This window comes from Micromonospora sp. CNZ280, assembly GCF_011759515.1.
The window spans coordinates 1,521,541-1,535,490 of sequence record NZ_JAAOYP010000001.1; the positions used below are offsets into that span (position 1 = coordinate 1,521,541).

Annotated in this window: 9 protein-coding genes, 1 pseudogene and 1 riboswitch; of the genes and pseudogenes, 3 read left to right on the forward strand and 7 right to left on the reverse strand. The window is 73.5% G+C overall.

What is annotated here, in order from left to right; all coding sequences use genetic code 11:
• Positions 1-83 precede the first annotated feature (83 nt).
• The gene (gene paaN, locus FHX32_RS07225) at positions 84-1,757 is read right to left on the reverse strand and encodes a phenylacetic acid degradation protein PaaN (protein ID WP_208417980.1); all 1,674 of its coding nucleotides are present in this window, start codon (positions 1,755-1,757) and stop codon (positions 84-86) included.
• A gap of 139 nt (positions 1,758-1,896) precedes the next feature.
• On the opposite strand from paaN, the gene FHX32_RS07230 reads away from it, so the two are divergent.
• Positions 1,897-2,187 (forward strand): hypothetical protein, encoded by a 291-nt coding sequence (locus FHX32_RS07230; RefSeq protein ID WP_167180000.1) that lies wholly within the window; start codon positions 1,897-1,899, stop codon positions 2,185-2,187.
• A gap of 28 nt (positions 2,188-2,215) precedes the next feature.
• On the opposite strand, the pseudogene FHX32_RS07235 reads toward FHX32_RS07230, so the two are convergent.
• From FHX32_RS07235 to FHX32_RS07245, 3 genes and pseudogenes are all read right to left on the reverse strand, one after another.
• A pseudogene (locus FHX32_RS07235) lies at positions 2,216-3,235 on the reverse strand (GNAT family N-acetyltransferase).
• 386 nt (positions 3,236-3,621) lie between these two features.
• On the reverse strand, positions 3,622-4,908 hold the full coding sequence (gene thrC, locus FHX32_RS07240) for a threonine synthase (RefSeq protein WP_167180001.1): 1,287 nt from the start codon (positions 4,906-4,908) through the stop codon (positions 3,622-3,624).
• Positions 4,909-4,919: 11 nt separating this feature from the next.
• A riboswitch (SAM riboswitch) is annotated at positions 4,920-5,055 on the reverse strand.
• Between the two features lie 74 nt (positions 5,056-5,129).
• Entirely contained in the window at positions 5,130-6,110 is a 981-nt protein-coding gene (locus tag FHX32_RS07245) for a DMT family transporter (protein WP_167180002.1), read from the reverse strand.
• Positions 6,111-6,201: 91 nt separating this feature from the next.
• On the opposite strand from FHX32_RS07245, the gene FHX32_RS07250 reads away from it, so the two are divergent.
• Both FHX32_RS07250 and FHX32_RS07255 read left to right on the forward strand, forming a co-directional pair.
• Positions 6,202-6,525 (forward strand): metalloregulator ArsR/SmtB family transcription factor, encoded by a 324-nt coding sequence (locus FHX32_RS07250; RefSeq protein ID WP_167180003.1) that lies wholly within the window; start codon positions 6,202-6,204, stop codon positions 6,523-6,525.
• Between the two features lie 233 nt (positions 6,526-6,758).
• Entirely contained in the window at positions 6,759-7,427 is a 669-nt protein-coding gene (locus tag FHX32_RS07255) for a DUF4232 domain-containing protein (RefSeq protein ID WP_167180004.1), read from the forward strand.
• A 79-nt stretch (positions 7,428-7,506) separates the two neighbouring features.
• Here FHX32_RS07255 and FHX32_RS07260 read toward each other — a convergent pair whose 3' ends face one another.
• From FHX32_RS07260 to FHX32_RS07270, 3 genes are all read right to left on the reverse strand, one after another.
• On the reverse strand, positions 7,507-9,942 hold the full coding sequence (locus tag FHX32_RS07260) for a choice-of-anchor D domain-containing protein (RefSeq protein ID WP_167180005.1): 2,436 nt from the start codon (positions 9,940-9,942) through the stop codon (positions 7,507-7,509).
• A gap of 149 nt (positions 9,943-10,091) precedes the next feature.
• On the reverse strand, positions 10,092-10,997 hold the full coding sequence (locus FHX32_RS07265) for an ABC transporter permease subunit (protein ID WP_167180006.1): 906 nt from the start codon (positions 10,995-10,997) through the stop codon (positions 10,092-10,094).
• Positions 10,997-13,867 carry an alpha/beta fold hydrolase gene (locus FHX32_RS07270; RefSeq protein ID WP_167180007.1) on the reverse strand — a complete coding sequence of 957 codons (2,871 nt, stop codon included), beginning with the start codon at positions 13,865-13,867 and terminating at the stop codon, positions 10,997-10,999. Before FHX32_RS07270 ends, FHX32_RS07265 begins: the two co-directional genes overlap by 1 nt.
• Positions 13,868-13,950: the final 83 nt, after the last annotated feature.

Below are 13,950 nucleotides of genomic sequence, written 5' to 3' on the forward strand. Positions count from 1 at the left end.
TCCGGGGCAGCCCGCCCCGCGTCGGGATCAAGCCTGACCGCCCGGAGCGGGGCGGGCTGCCCCGGAAACCCCCAACCGCAACCTCAGACGTGACGACGCGACTGCACGATCCGGAACCGGTTAGCCACATACGCCCCGTCCGTCAGCGCCGCGTTCGCCGCCGGGTTGGCGCCACTGCCGTGAAAGTCGGAGAAGGCCGCCGACTGGTTCACGAACACCCCGCCGGTCAGGTTGCAGGACAGGTGCACCCCGACCTCGATCGCCGCCGCCTCGGCGGCGTCCAGCACCGCCTCGTCGACGGAGTAGACGCCGGCGGTGAGCGCGCCCTTCTCGCCGACGGTCTTCCGCATGATCTCCAGGCTGTGCGCGGTCGATTCGGTGGGGATGACGAACGAGATCGGCCCGAACCACTCCCGCCCGTAGGTCGTGGTGTCGTCCGCGCCGACCTTGACCACCGCCGGGGTGCGGACCACCGCGCCGGGGAACGCCGGATGCTCGACGGTACGCGACTCCAGCACCGGCTCGCCGACCTTGGTCACCTCGTCCAGCCGCTCCAGCACGCCGTCGTTGACGATCGCCCCGGTCAGCTCCACCCCGCGCGCCGGGTCGGCGGTGAGCTTGCCGACCGCGGCGGCGATCCCGCCGGCCACCTCGTCGAAGCTCTTGTGCCCCTGGTCGGTCTCGATGCCGCCGGCGGGGATCAGGATGTTCTGCGAGGTGGTGCACATCTGGCCGCTGTAGAGGGTCAGCGTGAAGCCGAGGTTGCGGCACATCCCGGCGAAGTCGTCGGTGGAGTCGATCACCACGGTGTTCAGGCCGGCCTTCTCGGTGTAGACCGCGGCCTGCCGGGCGTTGGCCTCCAGCCAGTCGCCGTACTCGGTGGAGCCGGTGAAGTCGACGATCTTCACGGCCGGGTGCAGGGCCAGCGTCGAGGCGAGCTTCTCGCCCGGGGCCTCGGCGGCCAGCAGCACCAGGTTGGGGTCGAAGCCGGCCTCGGCGAGCACCTCGCGGGCGTACCGGACGGTGATCGCGAGCGGCAGGACGGCGCGGGGGTGCGGCTTGACGATCACCGGGTTGCCGGTGACCAGGGAGGCGAACAGCCCCGGGTACGAGTTCCAGGTCGGGAAGGTGTTGCAGCCGATGACCAGGCCCACCCCGCGGGGCACCACGTGGAAGGTCTTGGTCATCCGCAGCGGGTCGCCCTTGCCGGCCGCCTTCTCCCAGCCGGCCGTCCCCGGGTGCCGGGTCATCTCCGCGTACGCGTAGGCCAGCGCCTCCAGCGCCCGGTCCAGGGCGTGCGCGCCGCCGGCCTGGAAGGCCATCACGAACGCCTGCCCGCTGGTGAACTGCACCGCGTTGGCCAGCTCGAAGATGTGCTTGTGCAGCCGGTCGAGGATCTCCAGGCAGACGCCCACCCGGGCCTGCGGGCCGGCGTCGCGCCAGGCGGGCAGCGCGGCGGTCGCGGCGGCGACCAGTTCGTCGGCGCCGGCGTGCGGGTAGCGGACGTCCAGCGCCACGCCGAACGGGCTGGTTTCGGTGGCGACCCGGTCGCCGGCGCCCGGCTGGTCGAGGGGGAAATCGCCGCCCAGGTACGCCTCGAAGGCGGCCTTACCGTCGGCGGCGGCGGTCTCGCCGTAAACCCGGGGGCTGGGTGACTCGGGATAGGCGGACCAGTACCCGCGCTCCATGATCGCGGTCAGCGCCCGGTTGAGGGTGTCGGCGTGCCTGTCGTACAGGGGGTGCGGGGTCTCCGTCATGCCCGCCATCATGCAACAGGTGGCACCAAAATCAGTAGGGCGGTGTCACAACCTCGATCGTCCGCCCGCCACGCATGCTCGCCCGGTCGCCGGGAATGCGCGCTCCCGGTGGAGGATTCCGTTGCGGGAGGTGGACCAGATGCCGTTCGTCCAGGTCATCGAGTACGAGACGGACCAGCGCGACACGGTGCGGAAACTCAGCGAACAGTGGAACCGGGAGCACCCGGCCGACGGCCCGAGCCGGGTGATCGTCGCCGAGGACCGGGACCGGCCGGGACATTTCGTGATGGTCGTCGAGTTCGACAGCTACGAGCAGGCGATGGCGCACAGCGACCGGCCGGAGACGAGCGAGTACGCCGAGCGGATGCGGCAGCTGGCGAAGCGGGATCTCCGCTTCGTCAACCTGGAGGTCGCCCACCAACAGCCCTGAGCCTCCGCCCGCCGCCGCCGGCGATGGATCAGAGGGCGAGCTGCCAGTCGGTCCAGCCGTCGACCGGGCGGAAGCCGAGCTGTTCGTTGATCCGCACCATGTGCGCGTTCTCAGCCGCGTTGAAGGTGTCGATGGCGCGCACCGCCGGCTCGTGGGCCAGCAGGTGGCGCAGGTTCTCGATCTTGGTGAGCAGGCCGAGCCGGTGACCGCGGTGCTCCGGGTCGACGATGGTGATCTGCTGGAACGCGTGCCAGTCGGCGGACGCGCCGACGTCGAGCAGCGTCCAGGCGACCAGCCGTCCGGACTCCTCGTGGCGTACCGCCGTGTGTTAGCGCCGCCGGCCGCGGGCGTCCAGTGCCCGCTCGGTGCCCCGGACCCGTTCGGCGTCCACCCGCTCCGCCTCCCAGTGCAGGTCGCCGATGGGTGAGTCGGTCATCAGCCGGCCGTCCAGGTAGGCGATGTCGGCGAGATGCTCCGCCGGCGTCCCGCCGCGCCACTGGACCGTCCGGTAGCCCGTGGCGCCGCCCCTGGCCTCGGCGAGCAGCGCGTCCAGCCCGGCCCGGTCGAGCCGGGTGGTGTCGAGCCGGCGCCGGACCTCGAGGAGCGCCGGCTGCGCGCCCAGTGCGGCGGCGAACGCCGCCCCGGCCCCCGGGCGGGACGGACCGCCGGGCAGGGCGGCGACCGCCATCCCGACCACCCGCTTGCGGCCCCGCTCGCGCAGCAGGCGTACGCCGTGCTCGTGCAACGCCCGGCCGACGCCGCGCCGCCGGTACGCCGGGTGCACGATCAGGTCGGCGGTGGCGTTGTCGGTGTTGTCCAGTTGGGGCAGGTCGAGGGCGAGGTAGCCGGCCGGTTCGCCGTCCAGTCGGGCCAGCGCCCAGAGGGCGGCGGTGCCCGGCATCGGGTGCCGGACGGCGGCCTCGAACCGCCGCCGGCAGAACGGCGGAAAGTCGGGCAGGTCGGCGTCGTTGGCCGCGGCTCCGACCCGGTACGCCGCGTCGATCGCGGCCTGGTCGGTGGCCGCGATCGGCGCGATCGTGATGCTCATGCAGCGAGGGTGCGCCCCGCAACGACGATCGGGCCAGCGAATTTCGCCGGCCCGATCGGGAGGTTGGTCGGGAGGGACGCTCGCACAACGCCGCCGGCGTTGGGTCGTAAGGACTCGCAAGTCTTTCGGCGATACGCCCTCCCGCACGGAGCATCTTGCGCCGTCCGGTTCCTACCGTCAAGTCCCCGACGGCAGGTTTTCCGCACCCAGAGCGAAAAGCCCGTTACCCGGCGGATCGGCCGCATCCCCCGTCCGGGTGATCCCGCCTCGCGTGAGCGGCCGAGTCGGGGCTCCGCGCGCCGGGTCGACCCACTCCGTTCTCCGGAAACGGCGGTGTCCGACCGGGCCGGAGACCGCTGTTTCCGGGATGTCGTGTGGATCTCGGATCAGCCGAGCAGGCCGGCGTCGCGGGCGGCGCGCAGCGACGGCTTGATCCGGTGGGTCGGGCCGACCTGGCCGGCCACCGCGTCCAGCGTCTTCAGCCCCTCGCCGGTGTTGAAGACCACGGTCTCCGCGGCCGGGTCGAGCCGCCCCGACTCGACCAGCTTGCGCAGCACCGCCACGGTCACCCCGCCGGCGGTCTCGGCGAACACCCCGGTGGTCCGGGCGAGCAGCCGGATGCCGGCGCGGATCTCGTCGTCGGCGGCGTACTCCATCCAGCCGCCGGTGCGCCGCACCGCCTCCAGCGCGTAGAGGCCGGCCGCCGGGTCGCCGATGTTCAGCGACTTGGCGATGCCGGTCGGCTTGACCGGGGTGATGGTGTCGGTGCCGGCGTGCAGCGCGGTGGCGATCGGGTTGCAGCCGGCCGACTGGGCGCCGAACACCTTCCAGCCGCCGGCCGGCGCCTCGACCAGGCCGATCTCGACCAGTTCGGCGAACGCCTTGTCGATCTTGGTGAGCAGCTCGCCGCTGGCCATCGGGATCACCACCTGGGCGGGGATCCGCCAGCCGAGCTGCTCGGCCACCTCGTAGCCGAGCGTCTTGGAACCCTCGGCGTAGTAGGGGCGCACGTTCACGTTGACGAACGCGGTGTCCTCGAACTCGTCGGTCTCCACCAGCTCGCCGCAGAGCCGGTTCACGTCGTCGTACGAGCCGTCGATGGCGACCAGGTCGCCGCCGTAGACGGCGGTGGTGACCACCTTGCCCTGCTCCAGGTCGCTGGGGATGAAGACCACCGACGGCGCGCCGACCCGGGCCGCGTGCGCGGCGACCGAGTTGGCCAGGTTGCCGGTCGAGGCGCAGGCGAACCGGGCGAAGCCGAGCGCCCGGGCGGCGGTCAGCGCCACCGACACCACCCGGTCCTTGAACGAGTGGGTCGGGTTGGCGCTGTCGTCCTTGACCCAGAGCGGCGCGGTGATGCCCAGCTCGGCGGCGAGCTGCGGGGCAGCGACCAGCGGGGTGAGCCCCGGGTCGAGGGTCACCCGGGCCGCCGGGTCCTGGCCGGCCGGCAATAGCGCCGCGTACCGCCAGAGGTTGGCCGGGCCGGCCTCGATCTGCTCACGGGTGACCTTGGCCAGCTCGGCGATGTCGTAGTCGACCTCCAGCGGGCCGAAGCACTCGTAACAGGCGTGCTGGGCGGCGAGCGGATAGCGGGCCGAGCAGGCGCGGCAGACCAGGGCGCGGGCGGGGCTGGCGGCGGTGTCGATGCCGGAGGCGGCGAGCGTCGACGTCATGTCGAGGAGTCCTCTCATCTTTCCCCGCATCGCACTCTGCGGCGGGGACGGAATTGGCACCTGCCCCGCCGGTCGCTCAGCGGTGAGCGCGCGGGGTGGTTGCCGGGGCGTCGTCGGGCCGTATCCCTCAGCCCCTCTGGATGAGGTATGCAGTTGTGCCGCCGAGTCTATGCACTCCCCCCGGCGTACCTCTGCCGGGTTCCCACGGTGTGAGCGGGCCCCTACCGGCCGACCACGGCGACCGGGTCGACCACCGCCACCGGGTCGGCGACGGCCACCGCCTCGGCGTGGTTGGCCGGGCGCGGCCGGGTGGCGCGGCGCGGCCGGGTGGCCAGGTTGGCGGCGACCAGGGCGGCGATGGTGAGCGCCACGCCGACCAGTTCCACCGCGCCGGGCCGGTAGCCGCGGGCGATCTGCACCGCGAACGTGGTCACCGGAACCAGGTTCATGAACAGCGCCGCGTTGGCCGCACCGAGCCGCTGCACGCCGGTGTTCCAGGCCAGCACCGCGACCACCGCGGCCACGATGACGGCGTACGCCAGCTGCGGGGCGACCGCGACGAGGTCGGCGACGGCCGGCGCGTGCTGCCAGCCGGCCAGGTCGGCCAGCACGCTCGCGGCCAGCATGGCGGCCGTGCCGGCGAGCGAGGTCAGCGTGGTGTACCGCAGCGGCGACCACTCGCCGAACCGGCTCCCGCCGTGCGTGTAGACCGCCCAGCCGAGCACCGCGCCGGTCGTCAGCAGCGCGCCCACGCCGAACTCACCGAGGCCGTCCAGCCGGCCCCGGGTGAGCACCAGACCGATGCCGACCAGCGCCACCAGGGAGAGCGCGAAGAGCGCCGGGCGCGGGCGTACGCCGTCGCGCGCCCAGCGGACCAGCTGGGTGACCAGCGGGATGGTGGCGGCGAAGAGCGCGATCTGCTGCGGGGCGGCCTGCCCGAGCGCCAGGTTGATCAGCAGGTTGAAGCCGGCGAACCCGAGGACGCCGAGCGCCACGACCTCGGTGGCCCGGCCAGCGGGCCGCAGCGCGCCGGCGCCCTCGCGGAACAGCAGCAGAGCGACCAGGATCGCGGTGGCCAGGACGTACCGGGCGGTGGTCAGGTTGAGCGCGTCGACCCGGACCAGTGCGCTGGCCAGGACGGGGAACATCACGCCCCAGCTCAGCACGGCGAGCAGGGGGAAGGCGGCGGCCCGAGAGCGCATCCACAACTCCTATGTTCGAGTATCTTCGAACCAACGCCACCGACCCTAGGGCGATGTTCGACGAAAGTCGAACAACGGTTACACTGGTCACATGGAGCTGCACGAACCCGAGTTGCGCGACGTTCCGGTCACCGCCGTACTGGCCGCGTTGGCCGACGATGTCCGGCTCCAGATCGTCCGCGCGCTCGCCGAGGGCGGCGGCGAGTACGCCTGCGGCACCTTCGAGTTCGGCGTCTCCAAGGCCACCCGCAGCCACCACCTCAAGGTGCTGCGCGAGGCCGGGCTGACCCGCACCCGGGTCGCCGGCACCAGCCGCTTCGTCCGGCTGCGCCGCGAGGAGCTGGACCGCCTCTACCCCGGCCTGCTCGACGCGGTCCTGACCGCCCCGCCCTCCACCCCGCCAGCCGCCGACTGACCTCCCCCGCCTCGGGCCGGCCCGGCCAGGCGGCAACCCATGACGTGCCGGCAGAACAGCAACCCAGGAGGCCCAGGCCGGGCGGCAACCCGAAACGAGCGCCGGCAACGCGGGACGCGCGAGCAGAACAGCAACCCAGGATGCGGGCAGGGTGGCCGCCCGGGACGCGCGAGCCGGATGGCAACGCGGGACGGGCATGCGGGGCGGGAGTGGGTGGGTGCGAGGATCGGCGGATGGCATTCCGACCGGTGGCGCGCCGCCGCCACGCGCTTCTCGGCCCGCCGATCGCCGCCGCGCTACTGCTCGGCGCCTGCACCGGCGGCCACGCCGGGATGGGCGGGGACGGGCCGGCCGCGTCCGGCGCGGTCGGGGCGAGCCCGACGGCGGCCGGGGACGGCCCAGCCGCATGCCCGGAGTCGGGCGTCCGGGTCCGGGCCCTCGGGACCGACGCCGCGATGGGGCTGCGCGCGCTCGGGGTGGAGCTGGTCAACTGCGGTACGGCGGCGTACCCGCTGCACGGCTACCCGGCCCTGCGGCTGCTCGACAACGACGGCACGCCGATCCCGGTCCAGGTGGTCGAGGGGGCGAAGGGCATCACCTCGGGCTTCGACGACCCGCCCCGGCCGCTGGTCCTGCAACCGGGCGAGCGGGCCGGCGCCGCCCTGCTCTGGCGCAACCTGGTCACCGACTCCACGGTGGTCGCGACCAACGGCGAGCGCCTGGAGGTGGCCCCGGCCGCCGGCCAGCCGCCGCAGGTCGTGGAGCTGGACGGGCCGATCGACCTGGGCAACACCGGCCGGGTCGGGGTCAGCGCCTGGAAGAAGCTCACCGACCCGGAACCCACGCCCACCCCGGCGGTACCGGACACGCCGGAGCCGAGCCGGTCGGCGCCGCTGCTGTAGCGCGGCGACAAAGACGACGGCGGTGGCCTTCGCCTGCGCGAAGGCCACCGCCGGTCGGTGGTGCCAGCGGGTCAGCCGGTCACTCCCGGACCTTGTCCGGCGTCGGCAGGTCCCCGAGGTTGTACGGCGACCGCGAGGTGTCACCGGAGACGCCCTGCCCGGCGGAACCGCTGGCGGTGCCCGGGTAGAGCCAGTACGTGCCGACGACGTCGGCCACCACGCCGGTGGTGCCGGAGTGGTTGTAGACGTTGAACCGGTCGGTCGGGCCGATCAGGGTGACGGCGGCGTTCGCCACCGTCTGTCCCGCCGCGGCGTTCAGGTTGCTCACGTCCGGCTGGTCGATGCCGGTGATGCCGTTCGGCCACAGCTTCAGGTAGGTGCTGGCGGTGGGGCTGACCGCTGTGACGTTGAGCGCCAGCGCCCGGGTGTTGTCGGCCACCACCGATCCGGGCGCGGTGACCGTGCCGATCACGGCCGGGCCGGGGTTGGTGGGCAGGCCCTGACCGATCCGGCTGTCCACGATCCGGGTCGGCGTCTTCGGGTCGAAGCGCAGACCGTTGGCGAGGCTGCCGTCGTCGATGAAGCCGACGATGTCGATGATCACGTGGGTGTCCTTGTGCGTGTAGACGCCGAAGGTCGGCAGATCCACCCCCCATGGGCAGTCGGTGCAGTGCCGGACCGGCACGACCGCCAGGTTCGGCGTGACCGACCCGGCCCCGTAGTTGACGGTGGACGTCGTCGGTTCCGGCCACTCGCCGTTCCACGCGGTGAGGAACCCGCTGGCCGACGGCGACACCGCGGTGATGTTGACCACCACGGCCCGCATCCGCCAGTTGGCGTCGGGGCCGTAGTTCACGGCGAGGCGGACCTGGTTCCCGGCCGGCAGCTTGCTGCCCCAGTCGCTACGGCTGTCGAACAGCCGCAGCGGCACGACCGGCTGCAACTGCCCACCGACGCCGACGCCGCTGATGATCGGCGTGTTGTCGCTGGCGTAGTAGCCCACCACGTCGACGATCGCGTGGGTCGAGCCGGCGTAGTTGGTGATGGCGACCTTGCCGCCGGCGCCGACGGCCACCGTCACCGAGTTCGAGCGGATCCAGCCCTTGCCGAAGTTCAGCGACGAGGCCGTGGGCTTCGCCTGCCCGGCCGGGTACACGGTCAGGTAGCTCGACGCCGTCGGCTCGGCGACGGTCACGTTGAGCACCACCGCGCCCACCCCGGCCGGCGGCACCCCGCCCCGCCCGGTCACCTGCAGGTTCACCGTGCCGTTGGGGCCCAGCTTGGCCTTCGGGGCGCCGTTGCCGGTGCGCGTGTCCATGATCCGCACCGGCGTCAGCGGGTAGTAGGTGCCCCGCGCGCCCACCACGCCGTTGAGGGTCAGCGGCACGGTACGCGGGTTGGTGAGGCTGTCGTTCGGCAGTTGGAGGGTGGCGCTCCGCGCTCCCCCGCCGGCGGCCTTGGCGACCACGTCGACCCGGCAGGTCTGGTTCTTCGCCAGGGTGGCGCCCTTGCAGGTGTCGGCCTTGACGCCGAACGACGCGGCGTCGGTGCCGCCGATGGTGGCGGCGCCGAAGGTGATCGGGGTGTCACCGGTGGCGGTCACGGTCACCGACTGGGTCGAGCCCGTCTCGGCGATGTACTGGTCACCGAAGGCCAGCGACGCCGGCGAGACGGTGACCGTACGCGGGTCGACGCCGTTGACGCCCAGTTGCACCAACCGCTCGCCGACGACGGTGTTGTCGGGCAGCCGCAGGGAGGTCCAGGCGCCGCCCAGCTTGGTGGGCTGCACGCTCACCGTGACGGTGCACGTCTCGCCGGCCGCCCGGGTCGTGCCCGAGCAGGTGTCGGCCGTGATCGAGTAAGGGCCCGAAGTGTCGTGGATCTCGGCCGTGCCGTACTCCACCGGGTGGGTGCCCATCGACCGTACGGTGATGGTCCGGCTCGCCGCCGGACCGCCGACGGTGCGGTCGCCGAAGTCGTGCGACATCGTGTCGGTGCCGGCGGCGGCGTAGCCGACGCTCGAATTCCACCGGATCTCGCCGAACAGGTCGTGGCGGCTGGAGCCGCACGAGATCACGTAGAAGGCGGCGAACGAGGTGAGCCGGTCGGTCCCGGCGTCCCGGGTGGCCTCGCTGACGGAGAGGTAGCCCGGCGTCTCGGCGCAGGTGGCACCGTTGTGCGCGACGTCGATGAAGGCGAAGCCCTCGGCCGACTCGACCCCGGTCAGCTCGTAGGTGGTCCCGACGGCCCAGGTCTCACCGCTCGGTGGCGACATCCGGAACGTCCAGGCGTCGCCGGCCTGGTCGGCGCGGAAGTCCAGCTGGTCACCGGCGCCCGGAGTGACCGTGAAGGCGGCGCCGCCGGCCTGGTCGAAGACCCGCGACCCCTGGTGCCACCAGGAGTACGGGTTGCCGTCGACGGTCAACGCGGTGTACGGCGCGGCCGGCGCCACGGCGGCGCTGGCCGGAGCGGCCACCGCCGTCACCGCGACCATCGCGGTGATGGTGCCGATCACGGCACCACGAAAGGTACGCAAGAAGACCCCCGTCTCGTTGTGCAGGGAAATGCCAGCGGACCGTAGATCATCGATCCGTCGGCGGGCAAGACGGGCCGGGCCGGAACTGCCCGAAGGGGCCGGGAGATCGGTCGGCGCGGCGGCGACCGCTACGACACGACGTCCTTGCGGGTGAACCGCCAGAACGCCAACCCCCAGAAGAGCGTCGCGTAGCTGATCGCCGAGATCGAGCCGCGCACCACGTCGTCGGTCTGCACAGGCGTGGAGAGCAGCCCCAGCCAGGCGGTGCTGTAGTGGGTGGGCAGGAGGGCGCGCAGCGCGCCGAGCGCGGTGATCTGGTCCAGGATGCTGGAGAGGATCCAGAGCAGCACCGCCCCGCCGACCGCGCCGAGCGCGGCGTCGGTGGTGACCGACAGCAGGAACGCGAGGCCGGCCACCACCAGCAGGACGACGGCCAGGTAGCCGAGCACCGCCAGCAGCCGCAGCAGCCCCTCCCCCGGTTCCAGTTGCGCGGCGACCGTGCTGCGCAGCGGCTCCCAGCCGTAGCGCAGGGTGCCGGCGAGCAGCGCGGTGCCGGCCAGCAGCAGCAGCGCCAGCGCCGAGTACGCGAGCGCCACCAGCAGCTTCACCGCCAGCAGCCGGGCCCGGGGCACCGGGATCGCCAGCAGGTAGCGCAGGCTGCCCCAGCTCGCCTCGCTGGCCACCGTGTCACCGCAGAACAGCGCCACCACCACGACCAGCAGGAACGACGCGGAGACGAAGATGGTGAACAGGGTGAAGTTCAGCCCACCGGTGGTGGCGAACTCGATCAGGCTGCCGAACTCGCCGCGTCCGTTGTCGTCGTCGTCGCCGGAGTCGAACTGGAACGCGATCAGGATGATCAGCGGCAGCAGCACCATGAACCCCAGCGCGAGCTGGGTACGCCGCCGCGACGCCTGGCGGCGGAACTCCGCCGCGAACGGCAGGGTGGCCGAGGGCCGGTAGCCCGGCGCCGCGCCGATCGAGCCGGTCCCGCCCCCGCCGTCCGACCGCGCCTCGACGTGAGAGCCCGCCATCACCGGTCCCCGCTTCCCCGAGAGTTCTCGCCCACCAGGGCGAGGAACGCGTCCTCCAGGCGGCGCCGCGGCACCACCCGGTCCACCCCGATCCCGGCCCGGACCAGTTCGGCCACCACCTCGCTGCGGGCGGTGCCGTTGGTGTCCACGACCAGCTGCCCCTCACCGTCGGGCAGCACCCGCACCCCGTCCAGCCGGTCCAGCACGGTACGGGCGGCGGCCGGGTCGGTCACCTCGAACAGCACGCTCGGCGACTCGCCGACGATCTCCTCGACCGGGCCGGCGGCCACGATCCGGCCCTTGTTCACCACCACGGCGTGCGTGCAGGTCTGCTCCACCTCGGCCAGCAGGTGACTGGAGACCAGCACCGCCCGGCCGTCGGTGGCGTAACGCTGAAGCACCCGGCGCATCTCGGCGATCTGCGGCGGGTCGAGCCCGTCGGTCGGCTCGTCGAGCACCAGCAGCTCCGGCAGGCCGAGCATGGCCTGGGCGATGGCCAGCCGCTGCTTCATGCCGTGGCTGTAGGTCTTGATCTTCCGGTGTACCGAGGCGCCCAGCCCGGCGATCTCCAGCGCCTCGTCGAAGTGCGCGTCCGCCGCCGGCCGGCCGGTCGCCCGCCAGTACGCCTTCAGGTTCTCCAGGCCGGACAGGTGCGGCAGGAAGCCAGGCCCCTCCACCAGCGCGCCGATCCGGGACAACACCGGGGAGCCGGGCACCAGCCGGTGCCCGAAGACGTAGATCTCGCCGGCTGTCGGCTGGGTCAGCCCCATCAGCACCCGCAGGGTGGTGGTCTTGCCGGCGCCGTTCGGGCCGAGCAGGCCGACCACCTGACCGGGGTGCACCTCGAAGTCCACGTTGGACACGGCGACGAAGCCGTCCGCGTACTCCTTGCGGAGCTGGCGCACGGCCAGCGGGGTGTCCGCGTACCCGGGATGGACGGAGCTGTCCTGGCGGCGGTGCCGGCGGCGGACCACGGCGACGACCACGACGAGCCCGACCGCGATCGCGGCGAGCAGCCCGGCCAGCACCCAGCGCCAGATCGTCGCGGTGGTGGGGATCGGCTCGCCGGTCACGGTGGGCAGGGTCACCGCGCCGTCGCCCGGGGCCACCGTGTGGACAGCCGGCTCGACCGGCGTGGCGTACGCCTGGTCGGAGGTGGCCACCACCACCCGGAGCCGGTGCCCTGCCTCGATCCGCCGGACGATCGCCGGCAGCGTCACCGTGACCGGCCGCGCCGCGTCGATCCCGCTCGGCAGGCCGGTCAGCCGGATCGGGGCGACCAGCCCGTTCGGCAAGGTGGCCGCGCCGCCCGGCTCGACGTCGTAGAGCTTGACGAAGAGCACCGCCTCACCGGTCGGCGACGCGACCCGGACCGACACGGTCGGCGCGCCCACCACGTCCACCGCCTCGGCCAGCGGCGCCGACTCGAACCGGGCGTGCTGGCCGGGCACGTCCCCGGCCACCCCGCCGAGCAGCGCGGAGAGTTCCCCCGCGAAGGGCACCGAGGAGATGGCGGCCGGGTTACCGGCCGGCGGGTTGGCGATCGGCTGCGCCGGGCCGGCCACCGCGATCTCCCGGCGCGCGTCGCCGGCGGTGCCCGGGTAGTCGGCGGTGCGGTAGCCGGTGGCCACCAGGCCGCGGTCGAGGGCGTCGAAGCCGGCGATCCGGGACCAGGTGAAGTCGTCGCCCGGGGCGTCGCCCGCGCCCTTGACGTAGTGGTCCAGCCACTGGATGGTCAGGTACCGCACCCGGTCGGAGTCGGTCTTCGGACCCTCGCCGCCGTCGTGGCCGCCGGTGAACCAGGCGACCCGGACGGGGGTGCCGGCGGCGGCGATGCCCCGGGCGTTGGCGTCCGCCTCGCTCAGCGGGAAGAGGGTGTCCGACTCGCCCTGCACCAGCAGCGTGGGCGCGGTGATCCGGTCCAGGACGCCGGCGGGGCTGGAGCGGCGCAGCAGGTCCACGGCGGCCGGGTCGGCCCGGCCGGTGGTGGCGATCCGCAGGTACGCGGCGCAGACGTCGGGGGCGAACCGGCCGCAGGACGGGTCGGCGGCCCCGGCCGGGGCGCCGCCCGGACCGGTCCCCGGCCCGGCGCCGGGCCCGGGTGCGGGCGGGCCGGCGGACGCCGGTGCGCCCTCCGGCTGGGCGGCGGCCGTCCCGGCGAGCCCGGCCGGCCCGGTGCCGGCGTTGCCGCCGCCGCCGAAGAAGAGCCCCGCCCAGCCCTTCTTGAACACCCCGTCGACGGGCTCCCGGCCGGTGCTCTCCGGCAGGAACGCCCGGGACAGGTCGTTCCAGGTGATCATCGGGACGATCGCGTCGACCCGCCGGTCCTGCGCGGCGAGCAGCAGCGCCAGCCCGCCGCCGTACGAGCCGCCGACCACGCCGACCCGGGGATCCCCGGCGGCGTCGGTGCGGATCTCCGGCCGGGCGGCCAGCCAGTCCAGCAGGCGGGCGGCGTCCCGGACCTCGTAGTCGGGGTGGTCCAGGTGGATCTGCCCGCCGCTGCGGCCGAAGCCGCGGGCGGTCCAGGTCAGCACGGCGTAGCCCCGGCCAGCAAACTCCTCGGCGTCGGCACGCACCGAGTCCTTGGTGCCGCCGAAGCCGTGCGCCAGCAGCACCGCCGGCACCTTTCGGCTGGCCGAGGCGTCCTCGGGCAGGTAGAGCGTGGTGTCCAGGTCCACGGGCTGGTCCCCGGCCGGCCCGGAGCGGACGGTGAGCATCGCGGCCTCGGCGCGTACCGGCGGCTCCTGCGGCCACACCGCCCAGGTGACGGCGGCGGCGAGCAGCACGACGGCCGCCGCCGCGGCGGCCACGCGACGGCGGCGGGTGGGCAGGGCACGCCGGATCCGCGCGGCCGACAACGGCGATCTCATGCGGCACACGCTACGGGCCGGTGGCTGAGCGTTGGCTGAGATCCTCCGTACGTCCGTCCGGTTGCCCCGATCGGCGTCCGACG

Bases quoted from the DNA above. Each gene is read 5' to 3' on its own strand.
- FHX32_RS07265 (WP_167180006.1), bottom strand. From the start codon at position 10,997: ATGGCGGGCTCTCACGTCGAGGCGCGGTCGGACGGCGGGGGCGGGACC.
- FHX32_RS07255 (WP_167180004.1), top strand. From the start codon at position 6,759: ATGGCATTCCGACCGGTGGCGCGCCGCCGCCACGCGCTTCTCGGCCCG.
- thrC (WP_167180001.1), bottom strand. From the start codon at position 4,908: ATGACGTCGACGCTCGCCGCCTCCGGCATCGACACCGCCGCCAGCCCC.
- FHX32_RS07270 (WP_167180007.1), bottom strand. From the start codon at position 13,867: ATGAGATCGCCGTTGTCGGCCGCGCGGATCCGGCGTGCCCTGCCCACC.
- FHX32_RS07250 (WP_167180003.1), top strand. From the start codon at position 6,202: ATGGAGCTGCACGAACCCGAGTTGCGCGACGTTCCGGTCACCGCCGTA.
- paaN (WP_208417980.1), bottom strand. From the start codon at position 1,757: ATGACGGAGACCCCGCACCCCCTGTACGACAGGCACGCCGACACCCTC.
- FHX32_RS07230 (WP_167180000.1), top strand. From the start codon at position 1,897: ATGCCGTTCGTCCAGGTCATCGAGTACGAGACGGACCAGCGCGACACG.
- FHX32_RS07245 (WP_167180002.1), bottom strand. From the start codon at position 6,110: ATGCGCTCTCGGGCCGCCGCCTTCCCCCTGCTCGCCGTGCTGAGCTGG.